This is a genomic window from Paenibacillus aurantius, from assembly GCF_032268605.1.
GTDB lineage: Bacteria > Bacillota > Bacilli > Paenibacillales > NBRC-103111 > Paenibacillus_AO > Paenibacillus_AO aurantius.
The window spans coordinates 3,648,967-3,666,563 of the sequence record NZ_CP130318.1 but is presented as its reverse complement, the minus strand read 5'-3'; the positions used below and the strand labels follow the sequence as shown (position 1 = coordinate 3,666,563).

Annotated in this window: 10 protein-coding genes and 3 pseudogenes; 12 read left to right on the top strand and 1 reads right to left on the bottom strand. The window is 53.9% G+C overall.

Annotation, left to right across the window (positions count from 1 at the left end):
• Positions 1–2 precede the first annotated feature (2 nt).
• The 11 genes and pseudogenes from MJA45_RS16405 to gyrA all read left to right on the top strand — a co-directional run bounded on the left by MJA45_RS16405 (position 3) and on the right by gyrA (position 16,809).
• Positions 3–602, top strand: coding sequence for a GerMN domain-containing protein (locus MJA45_RS16405; protein ID WP_315602992.1), 600 nt, complete (start codon positions 3–5; stop codon positions 600–602).
• Positions 603–774: 172 nt separating this feature from the next.
• On the top strand, positions 775–1,461 hold the full coding sequence (gene nth, locus MJA45_RS16400) for an endonuclease III (RefSeq protein ID WP_315602991.1): 687 nt from the start codon (positions 775–777) through the stop codon (positions 1,459–1,461).
• 26 nt (positions 1,462–1,487) lie between these two features.
• A complete protein-coding gene (locus MJA45_RS16395; protein ID WP_315602990.1) occupies positions 1,488–1,763 on the top strand; it encodes an NAD/NADP transhydrogenase alpha subunit in 276 nt (91 codons plus the stop codon).
• A 101-nt stretch (positions 1,764–1,864) separates the two neighbouring features.
• The gene (locus MJA45_RS16390; RefSeq protein ID WP_315602989.1) at positions 1,865–5,536 is read left to right on the top strand and encodes a dynamin family protein; all 3,672 of its coding nucleotides are present in this window, start codon (positions 1,865–1,867) and stop codon (positions 5,534–5,536) included.
• Positions 5,537–5,755: 219 nt separating this feature from the next.
• Positions 5,756–7,531, top strand: a complete 1,776-nt coding sequence (locus MJA45_RS16385; protein WP_315602988.1) for an ABC transporter ATP-binding protein — start codon at positions 5,756–5,758, stop codon at positions 7,529–7,531.
• Entirely contained in the window at positions 7,528–9,384 is a 1,857-nt protein-coding gene (locus MJA45_RS16380; RefSeq protein WP_315602987.1) for an ABC transporter ATP-binding protein, read from the top strand. Before MJA45_RS16385 ends, MJA45_RS16380 begins: the two co-directional genes overlap by 4 nt.
• A 141-nt stretch (positions 9,385–9,525) precedes the next feature.
• Entirely contained in the window at positions 9,526–10,350 is an 825-nt protein-coding gene (locus tag MJA45_RS16375) for a GSCFA domain-containing protein (RefSeq protein ID WP_315602986.1), read from the top strand.
• Between the two features lie 18 nt (positions 10,351–10,368).
• Positions 10,369–11,318, top strand: a pseudogene (locus MJA45_RS16370) (ABC transporter ATP-binding protein).
• Positions 11,311–12,298 (top strand): annotated as a pseudogene (locus tag MJA45_RS16365) (ABC transporter permease). The pseudogenes MJA45_RS16370 and MJA45_RS16365 overlap by 8 nt, the downstream one beginning before the upstream one ends.
• An 81-nt stretch (positions 12,299–12,379) precedes the next feature.
• Positions 12,380–14,356, top strand: a complete 1,977-nt coding sequence (parE, locus tag MJA45_RS16360) for a DNA topoisomerase IV subunit B (RefSeq protein ID WP_315602985.1) — start codon at positions 12,380–12,382, stop codon at positions 14,354–14,356.
• Between the two features lie 12 nt (positions 14,357–14,368).
• A pseudogene (gene gyrA, locus MJA45_RS16355) lies at positions 14,369–16,809 on the top strand (DNA gyrase subunit A).
• On the opposite strand, the gene MJA45_RS16350 reads toward gyrA, so the two are convergent.
• On the bottom strand, positions 16,800–16,982 hold the full coding sequence (locus MJA45_RS16350; RefSeq protein ID WP_315602984.1) for a hypothetical protein: 183 nt from the start codon (positions 16,980–16,982) through the stop codon (positions 16,800–16,802). The pseudogene gyrA and the gene MJA45_RS16350 sit on opposite strands and share 10 nt — an antisense overlap.
• 181 nt (positions 16,983–17,163) lie before the next feature.
• On the opposite strand from MJA45_RS16350, the gene MJA45_RS16345 reads away from it, so the two are divergent.
• Entirely contained in the window at positions 17,164–17,574 is a 411-nt protein-coding gene (locus MJA45_RS16345) for a MarR family winged helix-turn-helix transcriptional regulator (RefSeq protein WP_315602983.1), read from the top strand.
• The last annotated feature ends 23 nt before the right edge of the window (positions 17,575–17,597 follow it).

Genomic DNA, 17,597 nt, shown 5'->3' with positions numbered 1-17,597 from the left:
CGATGCCCAACAAATCATTACCGCTTCTTCTGCTGACGGCCTGTGCCCTTGCGGTTTTCTCCGGCTGCGGACAGAATAACAAAAACCCGGACAAAACGCAGGGGGCTGCGGTTTCGAGTCCTAGCACCAGCCCTAGCCCGAGCGTCAGCCCGTCTGCAAGCCCGAGCACGGCGCCTTCTCCGTCGGCCAAAACGGCTCCTCCCACGGAAGAGAAGGAAGTCAAAGCCAAGGTCTATTACGCCAATGCGGACGGAAGTCAGCTTGTGGAGAAAGTGTCTACTCTCCGCTATACGACCGATAATTCCAAATACCTTTCCGCTTTGAATACGATGAAGGTCAAGGTGGATGCCCAAGTCGTGCCTCTTGCGGAAGGAATGAGTTTCAACAAGGCGGATCTTAAAGAAGGAACATTGACCATTGATCTTACGGTGCCGAAGGAATCTCAACTGGGAGCTCCCGGGGAGCAGCTTTTGATCGATGCGTTGAAAAAAACTCTCTTTCAATTCGAGGAAGTAAAAGCCGTGGATTTCTTGGTGGACGGCAAAGCCGTAGACAGTTTGATGGGTCATGTCGGACTGGACCATCCGATCAAGAAATCTTAGCCTGTCCTTGGGACGGGAGCCAAGAAGCCGTTTGTCGGACAAGCGGCTTCTTTTTTTTGCCTAAAAAAATTCGTTTTTTTGGGATGGAAGGCATTGATAATTGGGTTAAACTCCGATAGACTGAAATTTAATGAAAGTTCGAAGTCAGCAGCAGGGAGGTGGGGCAGCAAGGATGACTTCCAAGCATATGCGTCAGGTTCTGGACACCATGGCTGCCATGTTCCCCGACGCGCATTGCGAGTTGAATCACTCCAATCCGTTCGAGTTAACCATCGCCGTCCTCCTGTCCGCCCAGTGTACGGATGAAACGGTTAATAAAGTAACGGTATCCCTGTTTGAGAAGTACAAGAAGCCCGAAGATTATTTGTCCGTGCCCTTGTCGGAGCTCGAGCAAGATATTCGCCGAATCGGCTTGTTCCGCAACAAGGCCAAAAATATACAGAAGCTCTGTGAAATGATCCTGGAGAAATATGACGGCCGCATTCCGGAAAAGCATGAACAGCTGGTCGAGCTTCCGGGAGTAGGGCGCAAAACCGCCAATGTGGTCGTTTCCAATGCTTTCGGCGTTCCGGCCATCGCTGTCGATACCCATGTCGAGCGTGTCTCCAAACGGCTCGGTCTCGCCAAGGAAACCGATTCGGTGCTAGAGGTGGAGAAGAAACTGATGAAGAAGATTCCTAAGGATGAATGGTCGTTAGCCCATCATCGCTTTATCTTTTTCGGACGCTATCACTGCAAAGCCCAGAATCCCCAATGCGAGGTTTGCCCGCTGCTTGAAACATGCCCCGCCGGCAAAAAACGTATGAAGTTGCCCAAGAGCAGGAAAACTAAGGAACATCAGCCTACAAGCCAAACATAGAAAATAATTAAGGATGGGATATCGAGATGAAATGTATTGCCGTTTACACCAAAAACTTTGAGTTGTTTTCCGATATATATGAAACGGTGCTGAGTACACCGCTCGCGGATAACGAAGAAAAAGAAATCGAAGGTGTCATGGTCAGCGAATCCGGCGAAGTTCCCGAGAATTATTTGGAACGCATGAAAACCAAGCCGGAAGTAGTCGTTATGAAAGTGAAGGACAAGGACATCACCATCCTCCAGCATGGAGACGTGTTCGAAATTTTCCTTCCGGAGAAAGAAAGTGCGCTTCTGTCCTAAGAGAAGCACCCTATAGGTTTAGGAAGGGCGGCCTTGTGACTAGGCTGCTTTTTCCTTGTTACGGGAAGATTTCGTTACAGACGGGTAGAGGAGAATGGGAAATGAATTCACAAGCAATCTCCCGGGCCGCCGATTCAATGAGGCAGGCGGGAGACAAAGGTAACGCCGAGAAGATGGGGGAGTTAAGAAAGAAGCTGGAGGAGAAGGAGCTTTATGTGGCCTTCTGCGGCCATTTCTCGGCAGGCAAATCCAGTATGATTAACAAGCTGTGCGGAACCCGGCTTCTGCCCTCCAGCCCGATTCCCACCAGCGCCAATGTGGTGACGATCCGCAATGGCGAGGCGTCGGCGATCATCCATCGAGCCGGTTCGGAAGGGAGCGGGGCGGCAGAGGAGCGGATCCCGCTGGAGGAACTGGACGCCTACTGCAAGAATGGAACCGACATCGAATCGGTGGAGATTCACCATCCGATTCCCTTGCTCAAGGGCCATACGGCGCTTCTGGATACCCCGGGTATCGATTCCACCGACGATGCCCATAAGATGGCGACGGAATCGGCGCTTCATCTGGCGGATGTGGTGTTCTACGTCATGGATTACAATCACGTTCAATCCGAAATGAATTTGGTTTTTACGAAAATGCTGAAGGATTGGGGAAAGCCCCTCTATCTGATTATCAATCAGATTGACAAGCACCGGGAAGCCGAGCTGTCGTTTGAGCAGTACCGAAGAAGCGTGGAAGAGGCTTTTGCCGGATGGAACATCGTCCCCGATGGAATCCTTTATTTGTCTCTTCGGCAGCCGGATCATCCCCACAATGAATTCTCCAAGCTGGTCTGGCTGCTGGACCGTCTCATGAAAGAAGCCGAGCCCCTGCGGGACTGGAGTGTCCGCCGGTCGGCGTTTCATTTGGTCGCCCAGCATGCCGCTTACCTGACGGACAGCAACCGGGAAGAGAAACTTTCTCTTCAACAGGCCGCGGACGCCGAGCAGGGGGAGGGAGGTTCTCTTCCAGCTCTTTACGACAAGTTGGCCAAGCAGCTTTCTGACGAACGGCAGAAGCCGGTGGCACTTTTTAACGAGTGGAAGAAAGAAATTAACAGCATCGTGGAAAATGCCAACCTCATTCCTGCTCCAACCCGGGATCTGGCCCATCATTATCTGGAGAGCCGCAGGCCGGGCTTCAAGACAGGCTGGTTTGCCAGCGCCGCCAAAAATCAAAGGGAAAGCGAGGCCAGACTGGCGGCTCTGCACGAAGATTTCAGCGGAAAAGTCACAGCGGCCCTGGAATGGCATCTTAAGGATTACCTCAAGAAGCTCGTAAACGCCTATGCTCCCGGAGAGGCCAGACTGCCCGGAGAAGCGGAGGCCCTACACGTAGAGCTGACTCCTGATACGCTTAGCGGGCTGGTGAGTACTGGGGCGGTCTTCTCCAACGAGTACACCATGACCTATTCCAAGCTGATGGCTTCGGAAATCAAGTCCGATTACCGCAAAATGGCCATGGAGCTGCTCGAAAAGCTGCGGGCGGCCGTCGAGCGTTCTTCCCTCTCCGAAGCGGATGCGCTGGAGAAGGAGCTCAAAAGGCTGGAAGGTAAGCTTGCCTCTTACCGGAAGCTGCAGGAGCTGGAGCAGGAAGAACAGACTCAACTTAACCAAGTGAAAGCGGCGTTAGCCGGAACAGGGGAGGAGCACGCTCCGCGTCTTCCTCATCCGGAAGATTACCGTGAGGTGCCGGGGAAAGCCCCGGGTACAGAAGCCGGTAAATCTTGGCCGGCCGCGGAAACGGGAGCGGCGGCAGAACGGAAGGCGGCTTCCTCTGTCGCCGTGCTGACAGAGGAGCCTCCCCAGGCGGCTGCCTCCCGGACGACTTCGCTTCTGACGGACCGGCATCACCGGGGCAGGTTGGAATCATCCGCAGGCCGCCTGAAGGAAGCGGCTCACCTGCTCCAGGAGATTCCGGCGATGAAATCGCAAGTTCGCTCCATGCTTGATAAAGCGGAAAGGCTGGAGAAGAACCGGTTTACGATCGCGTTGTTCGGTGCGTTCAGCGCAGGCAAATCCTCGTTTGCCAATGCGCTTCTCGGGGAAAGAATTCTGCCGGTTTCGCCTAATCCGACAACGGCGGCTATTAATATGATTCTTCCCGTAGACCAGGAGCACCCGCATGGGACGGTTGTGGTAAGGATGAAGTCCCCTGCTTATATGCTGGATGAGGTTCAGCACTCCTTGAAAGTACTAGGAGTGGAGGGAGGCGGCTGGGAGGACAGCTTAAGAAGCATCCGCGGCCTGACCCCGGATCGGGTGACGGAGGCCGGAAAGCCTCACTATTCTTTTCTTCAGGCGGTTAACAAAGGCTGGGAGCAGGCGAAGGAGCACCTGGGGCAGGAAAAGACGGTAGGTCTGAACGAGTTTGCCGAGTATGTAGCGGACGAGAGCAAATCCTGCTTTGTGGAAACGATCGGCCTGCACTATTCCAACCCTTTGACGGATCAAGGGATTGTATTCGTCGATACGCCCGGAGCCGATTCCATCAATGCCCGGCATACCGGGGTGGCTTTCAACTACATCAAGAACGCGGATGCCATTCTGTTCGTAACCTACTACAACCACGCCTTCTCCCAGGCGGACCGGGAGTTTCTACTCCAACTGGGCCGGGTGAAGGATGCCTTCGAGCTGGACAAAATGTTCTTCCTCGTCAATGCTTCGGACCTCGCGGCGGATGAAGAAGAGCTTGGCCAGGTCATCCGTCATGTGGAGGACAATCTGGTCAAGCACGGAGTTCGAAATCCCCGGATGTATCCCGTCTCAAGCCAGCTCGCCGTTCAGGCGAAGCAAAGCGGGGACGGCCGGATGCTGCAGCAATCCGGAATCACAGTCTTTGAGGAGGACTTTATCCGCTTCACCCTCGGGGAACTGACCGACATGGCGGAGCGCTCGGCCCGTCAGGAGCTTACACGGGCGTCTGCGCAGCTTCAGGAATGGATCGGCCGCTCCCAAGAAAGCGAGGAGCAGCGGCAGGCGCAGCTAGGGGACCTGAACGCGGCCTACTCGGAAGCTTTGACGATGATCCAGGACCGGGAAGCTCCTTATTGGCGGCAGGAGCTGACGAAGGAGATTGAGGAGCTGCTGTATTATGTAAAGCAGCGTCTGTCCTTCCGCTTCGGGGAGCTGTATTCCATGGCGTTTAATCCTTCCTCCCTTCAGGATGACGGCCGGGATATCAAGCAGGCGCTGCGCTCCTCCTGGTTCGAGCTCGTGAGGCTCGTTTCCTATGACCTGTCTCAAGAAGTGCTGGCGACCACGCTGCGCATCGAGTCCTATTTAAACAAGAGCTTGGCCAAGCAGTTTGCTTCCGATGAAGCCGTGCTTCACTCCCGAATGGCAACTTATCCGGGAATGGACTATCCGGTGCCGGCTTTCCGCACCCCGCAGGTTCGGGAGCAGATAGAGGCAGGAGAAGCCGATATCAAGAGGCTGGCGGGCTATTACCGGAACGCCAAAGCCTTTTTCGAAGGGGAGGGCAAGCAGAAGCTCAGAAGCGTACTGGAAACGGATTTCAACGGTTGGATCCAGCTATTCGTTGACAAGCACAGAGAGGAATTCGAGACCGAATACGCAGCCCAATACGTGGAGGCCCGCCAGAATCAGCGGTCCCTTTTGACGGAATCGGCAGCTGAGCACTACGAAGGAATGAAGAGCGCGTTGGAGATGAAAGTTGACTTGAACGGGCTTCAGCAGAAACAAATTCAAATCGGAAAGATGCTGGAGTGATACCCGGGGATTCCGATGATTTAAAAGAGAACCGCAGATTGTCTGCGGTTTTTCTGTGTTCTATCGGATATATACGGAATTATGGTGGATTCCCCTCGTTGAAGGTTGCCAGGTAAGGTGTTAATATTCATAAATGTTATGGAATACCTGGCGACTTTTGGTTAGACTTCCAGAGGCGGCCCGGTAAATTTAATGGGGTAATCGAGCGGGGGGCTCATCATGAATGTATTTAGGCAGCTGAAGGAGTTTTATTGGTCGGAACGAAAGTTGTTATTTTCATCTATTTTTTGTTTAATGTGCGCTACGGCATTAGGCTTGGTTTATCCTAACCTTTTGCGCTATCTCATTGATGATGTCATCAAGCCGAGACAATTTCAGACGGTCCCTACGTTAGCCTTGTTAGTCGTCGGAGTGGTGACGCTAAAAGGCTTTTTACAATTTATCCACGGTTTTCTTGGGGGAAGGCTCGGAAACCGGGTCGCTTTCAACCTGAGAAATGCGCTGTACGAGAAGCTTCAGTTTCTGTCCTTCCAGTATTATGACAAAGCGAGAACCGGGGACCTGATGTCCCGTTTAACCGCCGACCTGGAAGCGATCCGCCAGTTTATCGGCTTCGGCTTCGCCCAAATCGTCAATGTGGTGCTAATGCTGGTCTTCGGCTGCGGCATGATGTTCGCGATCAACTGGAAGCTGACGCTGCTTACGATGGTCACTATGCCTTTCTTAGCCTTCACCGCCGTTAAATTCGAGAGCAAGATTCATCCCGCTTTCCGGAGCATCCGGCAGTCCATGAGCAGCATGACCACCGCGGTGCAGGAGAACATCACGGGTGTCCGTACAGTCAAATCCTTTGCCCGGGAGCCTCATGAGGTAGAGAAGTTCTCGATCCGCAGCGAAGAGTACAAGACGAACAATATCACGACGTCTTATATATGGGCCAAGTATTTTCCCGCTATGGAGCTGTTTGCGAATTTAAGTGTCGTCGTTCTGCTCGGAACCGGCGGCTATATGGTTATCAAGGAAAGCATGACCACCGGTGAACTGGTCGCGTTCTTCAGCTTGATCTGGTATATCATCGGCCCCATGTGGGGAATCGGCTTTCATATTAACAATTTCACCCAATCCAAAGCATCCGGTGAACGGATTCTGGAGATTCTTCACCAGTACGTTCATGTTAAGAACAAAGAGAACGCTCTGGAACTCAAGAGCGAGTCGGTAAAAGGACATGTGAAGTTCAACAACGTGACCTTCCATTATCCCGATAAGCCGGCTGCCATTACCAATCTGAACCTTGATGCTCCTGCCGGAACGGTGATCGGATTGCTCGGAGGCACGGGGGCCGGCAAGTCGACGGTCATCCAGCTTCTGATGAGGGCTTACAATGTCCGGGAAGGAAGCATCACGCTCGACGGGGTCAACATCAATGATATTACCTTGGACAGTCTGCGGAAGCAAATCGCGGTCGTGTTCCAGGAAACGTTCCTGTTCTCTTCCTCCATCCGCAACAATATCTCCTACGGCAACCGCGATGTGTCTATGGAGGATATTATCAAGGCGGCAAAGCTGGCCAAAGCTCATGATTTCATTATGGAGCTCCCCTTGGGCTATGACACGATCGTAGGGGAGAGGGGAATGGGCCTGTCGGGCGGCCAGAAGCAGAGGATTGCCATTGCCCGCGCCCTGCTGAAGGATCCGAAAATCCTCATCCTCGATGACGCGACAAGCGCCGTCGATATGGAAACCGAGCACGAAATCCAAGCCGGCTTCCGGGAATTGATGGCGGGCCGGACAGTATTCATTATTGCTCACCGGATTTCCTCGCTGCGTCACGCCGATGAGATCCTTGTTCTCGACGAAGGAAAAGTCGTTCAGCGGGGATCCCACGAGGAGCTGCTGGGCCAGCCGGGCCCTTACCGGGAAACCTTCGATATCCAATACGCCGATAAACCGGAGCCCAAAGCGGCTCCCCAAGCCGAACGGAGGATGGCCAATTGAGTACCGCGAACAAGCCTAACCAGAAGGGAACCGCAGAAGAGAGCAAGGAAACCAAGCAAGAGCGGTTCGTATATCAGGACGACGACGCCATCGAAAAGCCCTTTAACTGGAGCCAAATCCGGCGGCTCGGCACTTACATGAAGCCGTACAGCAAGCAGATGCTTCCGATTATCCTGCTCAGCATGCTGCTTGTGACCATGACGAAGCTGGCCATTCCCATGCTGATTTCCTTTGCCATCGACCATGCCTTAGAAGATAAAAACCTGAAGCTGCTCTATATCTTCGTCGGTAGCATGGCGGCCGCTTACCTCATTCAGTGGCTGGCGGGCAATTACCGGATCCGGTATACTAACATGATCGGACAGCGGGTCATTTACGACCTTCGGCATGATTTGTTCAGCCATATCCAGCGGCTGTCCTTCCGCTTCTTCGACAAGCGGCCGGCCGGCTCGGTGTTGGTCCGCATTACGAACGACGTCAATTCGCTGCAGGATCTTTTTACCAACGGGGTCGTGAACGTGCTGATCGACTGTGTCCAGCTGCTAGGAATCATCGTGATTCTGCTGACCTTTAACGTGAAGCTGGGGCTCGCGATCATGCTGACGGTTCCCCTTATGTTTATGGTCTCGACCACCTTGCGCAAAAGAATCCGGCTCGCCTGGCAGGATGTGCGGATGAAGAACTCGAGAATCAACGCGCATCTAAACGAAAGCATCCAGGGCATGAGGGTAACCCAGGCCTACACGCAGGAAAAGGAAAACATGAAGTTCTTCAGCAACATGAACGGGGTTAACCGCGTGGCCTGGAACAAGGCATCGGCTCTTAATCAGAGCTTCGGGCCGATTATCGAAGTCACAGGCGCGATCGGGTATTGCATTCTGTTCTGGTATGGCGCCAAGCTCGTGCAGAATGGGGAAGTCTCCATCGGGGTATTGGTCGGCTTCGCTACCTATATCGGGCATTTCTGGGAGCCGATTAACCGGCTCGGTCAAATGTATTCCCAGCTTCTCATCGCCATGGCATCGTCGGAACGCATCTTTGAATTTATCGACGAAGAGCCTACGGTTGCGGAAAAAGGGAATGCGCCTGCGCTTCCGAGCATTCAAGGCCATATTCAATTCGACCATGTCGTATTCGAGTACGAGCCCGGCCGTCCGGCGCTGCACCGGTTCAACCTGAAGGTTCATGCCGGCCAATCGATAGCGCTCGTTGGGCATACAGGCTCCGGCAAGAGCACCATCATCAATCTGCTGTGCCGGTTCTACGACCCGGTCGAAGGAAGAGTTCTAATCGACGGCCACGATATCCGTGATGTGACGATTCAGAGCCTGAGGTCCCAAGTGGGCATTGTGCTTCAGGATACGTTCATCTTCTCCGGGACGATCCGGGACAACATCCGGTTCGGCCGGCTGGAAGCGACGGATGCCGAGGTGGAGGCGGCCGCCAAGGCTGTCCACGCTCACGATTTCATCGTGAGTCTGCCGAACGGCTACGATACGGAAGTACAGGAGCGGGGCAACATCCTGTCCATGGGGCAGCGGCAGCTTCTCTCCTTCGCCCGCGCGCTCCTCGCCGATCCCCGTGTCCTCATTCTGGATGAGGCGACGGCGAGCATCGACACCGAGACGGAGCTGAAAATCCAGGAAGCGCTGAAAACGCTCCTTCACGGCAGAACGTCGTTCATCATTGCCCACCGGCTGTCTACCATCCGCCATGCGGACAACATCGTGGTGCTGGACCATGGCAAAATGATGGAATCCGGCAGTCACGAGGATCTGATGCACAAGCAGGGAATCTACTATGGATTGATTCAGGCCCAGTACCGGTTCCTCAGTGAAGCGGCGGGGCAATAAATCATTAATACCGACAGCTGCGGAGAAACCGCGGCTGTCTTTTTTTATTGGCGCCGCGCAGAGGTGATTTGCAAATTAAAGAGCGAAGCTTTACTCTTATAATAAATTTAATCCAAGATACGGTAGATGGAGGGAAGTGTCATGAAATCCACCCGGCTGCTGTGGCGAACAGCGGGCGCCATCGGCTTGCTGTCCACTCTGCTCTTTCTGTTCGGCTTCGTGTATGCCGTTCAAACGACCCTCAATCCGAAACCGACGGAATTGGGACAAGCCCCCGCCCCGACCCCGCAGCCTCAGCAAAATGCTCTGGACTCCTCCAAAATTCAAATTTTGGCGCTGGGGGATTCGCTTACGAAAGGAACGGGGGACACCTCGGGGAAAGGCTATGTCGAACGGGTAAAGGAAGGGCTGGCCAAGGATCTTAAGAAAGAGGTTTTCGTCTGGAACTATGCGGTAATCGGCTCGACCACCCAGCAGCTTCTCGATTCGCTTAACAAACCGGGAAGCCAGCTCCCCGACTTTATCAAGCAGTCCAATGTCATCCTTCTCACCATAGGCGGCAACGATATTTTCCGTACCGGGGTGAACGGGAACAACATTCTGAACAGCAAGGGTGAGCTCAACATCGACATGGACAGCCTGGCCAAAAATTTACCGGAAGCGACCGCCAGACTGGATAAAATCTTCGCAAGAATCGCGGAGCTCAATCCGAAAGCCAAAATCGTCTACACCATGTTCTATCATCCTTTTCTCGATGTGGATCCCGATCGCAAAGGCTCGAAGGCGGTACAAGATTTTGCCGATGCCGCATTCCGGAGCGCCAACAGGTATTCGAACATTACCGTTGTGCCGACCTATGATCTGTTTCAGCAGAATCTCTTGAAGTACTTGTATAACGATCATTACCATCCTAACCAGGAAGGCTATGCCCGCATGGCCGAACGGGTTCGGCAGGTACTGGAATAGAGGGAGGGGCCGTAAGCCATGGAGAAGGAAGTGATTCTGTCCGTTCATGGGTTAAAAAAGAAAATAAAAGACCGCTTAATCATCAAAGGCATTTCCTTCGATGTGAGGGCAGGCGAGGTTTTCGGCTTTCTCGGACCGAATGGCTCCGGTAAAACGACAACGATCCGTATGCTCGTGAACTTGATCCGTCCGACGGAGGGTACGATATCCATTTGCGGAATCCCTGTCGGAGAGAAGCCGGAAGAAGCGCTCGTTCATGTCGGATGCATCGTGGAAAATCCTGAGCTGTACGGGTATTTGTCCGGTTGGAGAACCTGGAGCATTTTGCCAGAATGTTCCCTAACGTCGGGCGCGAGCGAATTCAGGAAGTCGTCGAGATTGTGGGGATGGACCAGCGGATTCACGACAAGGTCAAAACGTATTCCCTCGGGATGCGGCAGAGACTAGGTATTGCCCAGGCTTTGCTCGGGTATCCTAAGCTACTGATTCTGGATGAGCCTACCAATGGCCTGGATCCGCAAGGAATTAAGGAAATGCGGGAGTTTATCCGCCGCTTGGCCGCCACGGGGCTAAGTGTCTTTGTGTCGAGCCACCTGCTGAGCGAAATCCAGCTGATGTGCGACCGGGTGGCCATTATCAGTCATGGCAGCGTGATTGCCGTAGGGGAAGTGAAGGAGCTGATTCAGCAGTCCGAAAGCACGGTGGTCTGGAAGGTGGCTCCTTATCGTGAAGCCTGGCCGCTGCTGCGGGAATATGCCGAGCCGTCGGCTGATACTCAGGGAGAGGAAGAACCCGGGGTTCTTACGGCCGAAACCTCGGAGATCGTCACGCTGATGCCCGCCGACCGAATTCCTGACCTTAACCGGAAACTGGTTCAGGCCGGGACTGACGTCTATTCAATCGTGATTAAAAATCCCACGTTGGAAGATCTGTTCCTGCGGCTGACGGAGGGTGAGAAGATTGGTTAGCTTGTATCCGCTTGTTAAGAACGAAACAATCAAGATGCTGAAGAAACGCCGGTTTCTCGTCGTCCTCCTTATCATTCTTATTCTCATCCCCATCTTTACCTACGCCCAGATGAAGGTCGCGGAGAATACCCGCAAGCAGCTGGGAACGACCGATTGGCGTGTATCCGTCAACAAGCGGATTACGGATTTGACGAACGGGCTCAGCAACAACATTCCCGAGGACTGGAAAAAGTGGCGCCGCGTCGAGATCCAGAGGCTCCAATATTCGCTTGATAAAAACGTCGATCCTTCGTCTCCTAACGGGGTAACTTTTACCCGGGATTTCTTAAAAAATTCGATTTCCCTTTTCCTTCCACTGCTTGTGCGGTGGTCGCTTCCGACCTCGTTCCTCCGAGCAGTCGACCGGTACGATGAAGCTGCTCTTGACACGGCCCGTCAGAAGATGGAAAATTCTCATGAGTAAGCTGGTCTCGCTCCTTCTGTTCGTCTCGCTCATCCTTTTGTCGACGGGAGTGCTGTCTTATTTGATCTCCGGGCTCGTTTTCGGCTATGGTGGTTGGGACATGCCGGTGCTGACCGGCTATCAGGTGACCGGTGATGAACTCAGCACCGAGAAGGTTCACGTCGTACCGCAATGGCTGTATCTCATCATGGAGTTCGGGCTGGCCTGGTTCAGCTGCACGGTGGTAGCCTGCCTGACGCTGATGGTATCGGTATTGGTTCGAAGCACGGCGGCGGGAATGGGCATCATGCTAGCGACGCTGATTGCGGGAACCATTCTGACGAACATGGTTTCTTCGTGGGAAAGCGCCAAATATTTGTTTATGATTAACCTGGATTTGGTATCCTACATGAACGCCACTCTTCCCCCGGTTCCGGGATTGAATCTTGCCTTTTCCCTGACGGTTCTCTCTATTTGGGGGCTGGCCGGGCTGGCGATCGCCTTCCGGGTGTTTACGAAAAGGGATATATTAGGGTAAACTATAAGAACAAGCGTTCTTGTTATGGAGATCCTCCCTGGAGGATCTAAGGTCATTTTAGAGATATAGGAGGCTGTTTGGATGGCCGAGCAGTTAAATCTTTTTGAGGAACAAGCGAATCCGAAGTCGGGAAAGTACGATGCGGATGACATACAAGTACTGGAAGGGCTGACGGCCGTCCGCAAAAGACCGGGGATGTACATCGGCAGCACGGGCACTTCCGGGCTTCACCATCTGGTATGGGAAATCGTGGACAACGCGGTGGACGAGCATCTCGCGAAGCATGCTTCCGCTATCGAGGTCACGATCCATAAGGACCAATCCATCACGGTGTTCGATAACGGGCGGGGCATTCCGACCGGCATGCACAAGATGGGGATCCCGACGCCGCAGGTTGTCTTCACCATTCTTCATGCGGGAGGGAAATTCGGCGGTTCCGGCTACAAGAAGTCCGGTGGCCTGCATGGGGTCGGGGCGTCAGTAACCAATGCGCTGTCCGAATGGCTCCAGGTCGACATATACCGCGACGGCAAAATCCACCGACAGCGGTTCGAGTATTGGGTCGACAAGGACGGCAAGGAGCATGTGGGAGAGCCGGTGACCGGACTCGAGATCATCGGCAATACCCGCCAGACGGGTTCGCGCATCACCTTCAAGCCGGACAAAAGAGTGTTCCAGGGCGGCATTAACGTTAACTACGATACGCTGGCGGAGCGGCTGCAGGAGATTGCCTTCCTGAACTCGGGCTTGAAAGTCACGATCAAAGACGAACGGACAGGCAAGGAAGATATCTTCCAGTATGACGGGGGAGCGAGCCAATTCGTCCAGTTCCTGAACGAAGAGAAGACGGTCCTGCACGACGTCGTCCACTTCCAGGCCGAGAAAGACGATATCGAGGTGGAGGTAGCCCTTCAGTATAATGACGGGTACACCGAGACTCTTGCTTCGTTCGTAAACTCCATCCCGACCCGCGGGGGCGGAACCCACGAGACCGGCTTCAAGACAGCCTTTACCCGGGTCATGAACGATTACGCCCGCAAGGCGGGCATCCTCCGGGAGAAGGACAAGAACCTGGACGGCGCGGATCTCCGGGAAGGAATGATGGCCGTCATCAATATTAAGATGGGCGAAGTGGAATTCGTCGGCCAGACGAAGGATCAGCTGGGCAGTTCCTCGGCCAGAAGCGCCGTCGACGCCGTTGTGTCGGAGAAGATGGCCGTCTTCCTGGAGGAGAATCCTTCCGTAGGCCAGCTTCTTCTCAAGAAAGCTGTTCAATCGGCGAAGGCACGGGAAGCCGCTCGCAAAGCGCGGGAAGAAGTGCGCAGCGGGAAGAAAGGCCGGAGCGAAAGCTCAAACCTGAACGGCAAGCTCACCCCGGCGCAATCGAAGGATTATATGCGCAACGAGCTCTTTATCGTGGAGGGGGATTCGGCCGGGGGCTCCGCCAAGCAGGGGCGGGATTCCAAGCACCAAGCCATTCTCCCGCTAAAGGGCAAGCCGATGAACCCCGAGAAGGCGAAGCTGGTCGACATTCTTAAGAATGATGAATACAAGGCGATCATTTCGGCTATCGGAGCGGGAGTCGGCTCGGACTTTGAGCAGGAGGGCAGCAATTACGGCAAGATCATTATCATGACGGATGCGGATACCGACGGGGCGCACATTCAAGTGCTTCTGCTGACCTTCTTCTACCGGTATATGAAGCCGCTCGTGGATGCGGGACGCGTTTACATCGCCCAGCCCCCGCTTTACAAGGTAACCAAGAAGAGCGGAAAGAACACGATGGAGAAATATGCCTTCTCCGATGAAGACCTGCAGAAGATCACGAAGGAGTTCGGTCGTAATTTCGAGCTTCAGCGGTATAAGGGTCTGGGCGAGATGAACCCGGATCAGTTATGGGAAACGACGATGAATCCGGAATCGCGCACTCTTTTCAAAGTGCAGATCGAAGACGCCGCGAAGGCGGAGCGCCGGGTAACCACCCTTATGGGAGATAAAGTGGACCCGAGGAAGCGCTGGATTATCGAGAACGTGGACTTTACGGAATATGAGGAGTAAGGGAGTAGTTAGATGGGAACACTGGAAGAATTTCTGCCCGCCTTTCTTGAGGACATTGTTAGCGACCGGTTCGGCCGCTATTCCAAATATATCATTCAGGACCGGGCCATTCCCGATGTCAGGGACGGACTTAAGCCGGTTCAGCGCCGGATTCTGTATTCCATGTATGATGCCGGCAACACCCCGGACAAGCCGTACCGCAAGTCGGCCAAGACGGTAGGGGACGTCATGGGGAATTACCATCCTCACGGAGACTCCTCCATATACGAGGGAATGGTCCGCATGGCCCAGCCTTGGAAAATGGGACACGTGCTGATTGACGGCCACGGGAACTGGGGCTCAATGGACGATGATCCGGCGGCCGCCATGCGCTATACGGAAGCCCGGCTTTCTCCTATCGCCATGGAGCTTCTGCGCGATATCGAGAAGCGGACCGTCCTGTTCAAGGATAATTTCGACAATACCAACAAAGAGCCCGTGGTCCTTCCTTCGCGGTTTCCTAACCTGCTGATTAACGGAGTAAGCGGGATTTCGTCCGGCTTCGCCACCGAAATTCCTCCCCATAATCTCCGGGAGGTTATCAATGCTTGCATCTTGCTCATGGAGAATCCGGATACGGAGCTCGACCAGCTGATGGAGATCGTCAAAGGACCGGATTTCCCGACGGGCGGCATCATCATGGGTGAAGAGGGAATCCGGGAAGCCTTCCGTACCGGCAAGGGCCGGATTTATTTGCGGGCCCGGACCGCTATTGAAGACATGCGCGGAGGAAAGCAGCAGATCGTCATCACCGAGATTCCCTACCAAGTGGTGAAATCCCGACTCGTAACCGTCATGGAGAACATCCGGCTGGAGAAGAAAGTGGAGGGGATTGCCGAGGTTCGGGACGAGAGTGGCCGTAACGGGCTTCGGATCGTCATCGAGCTGAAGAAGGAAGCGGATGCCCAGGGCATTCTCGCTTACTTGTACAAGAAAACGGACCTTCAGGTCGCTTACAACTTCAACATGGTGGCCATTGTCAACAAAACGCCTCGGCAGCTTGGCGTGCGCGACATTCTTCAGGCTTACATCGAGCACCAGAAGGAAGTGGTGACCCACCGCTCCCAATACGAGCTGGAGAAGGCCGAGGACCGGGCTCATGTGCTGGAGGGGCTCGTGAAAGCCCTGAACATCCTGGATGAAGTCATCGCCACGATCAAGGCCTCCAAAAACCGGCAGGATGCCCAGAAGAACCTGGTCGAGCAGTTCGGGTTCACGGAGCGTCAAGCCGATGCCATCCTGGTTCTGCAGCTGTACCGCCTGACCAATCTGGAGATCCATTCCCTGGAGAAAGAACTGAAGGAAGTTCAACGGACGATCGCTTACCTGCAAGGAATTTTGGGCAGCACCCGTAAGCTGATCAAGGTTATCAAGGAGGAATTGACGGAGATCCGCGATAAGTACGGAATCGACCGCCGTTCCGAGATCCAGGGAGAAGTGGAAGAGCTAAAGGTCAACCTGGAGGTTATGGTCACTCCGGAGGACGTGCTGGTTGCCTTGACGCATGAAGGCTATGTGAAACGAACCAGCAAGCTTTCCTTTACGCGCTCGGGCGGAGAAATCGGAAGCACCGGAATGAAGGAGGGGGACTACCTCCGCTTCATCTTCGATGTCAATACGATCGAGAATCTCCTTCTTCTCACGAAGAACGGGCAATCCTTCGTGCTGCCGGTTCATCAAGTACCGGAGTACAAATGGAAGGACACCGGCACGGCCATCGTGAATGTGATTCCGTTAGCCAAGGATGACCGGATCGTTAGCGTCATTCCGGTTAAAGACTTCCAGGCAGCGGGCAAGTCCCTTGTCTTCGTGACGAAACGGGGCAGGTAAAACGGACCGAACTCAAAGAGTACTACACGAATCGATCCAGCGGGATCGTAGCCTGCAAGGTTGGGGACAAAGACGAGGTCATCCACGTCCAGCTGAGCCAAGGGAATCAGGAGATCGTGCTGGTCACCAAGCAGGGAATGAGCATCCGGTTCCGGGAAGAGGAAGTCAATCCGATGGGCCGCGCGGCGGCCGGGGTACGGGGAATTGCTCTGAAGGAGAATGACGAAGTGATCAGTGCCGGGTGGGTCGATCCGGATGAAGGGGAGCTTCTCGTGATATCGGATCAAGGCTATGCCAAGCGTTCGCTCCTATGCGATTATCTTCAGCAGGGACGCGGGGGCAAGGGCATCCTCACGTTCGAGTTTAAGGAAGGCAAGCGGGTCAAGTCCAACGGAACCGAGCTCGTTCAAGCCTTTGCTGTGAAAGAGCCCTTTGATTTCATGGTGGTCACCAGTTCGGGAGAGAAGCATACGTACTCCACGGAGAAGACCCCTATCGAACAACGAAGCTCCATAGGTAGAACCCTCGTTCCTCTTGGAAAGGGCGAATCGGTCAAGGATGTGCTCCGGCTTCCTCAATCGTAGCTTCCGTTCGGGGGATTCAGTTTCTCGAGAAGAGCCATAACCAGATTCAGAACGGCCCAGGCCGGCATCGGTTCCTCCAGGGAACGGATCCAGTCCGGGTCGTTTTGGATTAATCCTTCGGCCCGGGCACGGGATAAGAGTTCTTCCTTGTCCATAGGGGTAAGCGGGTGCATAAAATGTTCCTCCTTGTCATTGCGCCTACTGACAGTATATGTGGAATGCCGTCAAAAGCTACATGATTCTATCGATTAATGAATTAAAATATTAATTGACTTAACCTTTTTTTCGCGCTCCTCCGATGGTATGATGGAGCTATGAAAAACCAATAGTACAAGGTATCGGAGGAATAACGGTATGTATTCAACGGATTTTATCAAGCTGTGGCACAAGCTTTCCAAAGACATGAAGAGCTTCATGGATTCCCAGCTGACCCCATCGCTGACCGAAAGCCAGCTGAACGTACTGGAGCACCTGCACCTTCAGGAACGCATGAAGCCGTCCGATTTCATCGAGTATCTGGAGACGACCCCCGCCGCGATCACTACGCTTCTCGACCGGATGGAGAAAAGCGGATTGATTGTCAGGGAAAGAGACGAGAAGGACCGGAGAATCGTTTGGGTCATGGCGACGGAGAAAGGCCAGACGGAATGCCAACGCGGCTTGGATATCCGCCGTCAGTTCGTGGAGTCCCACTTGAGCAAAATTTCTTCTCATAACCAGCAGCTGCTTGTGTATTTGCTTGGCAAGGTAGCGAGCAGCGCTTAAGCCCCAACGGGCCATAACAGGAC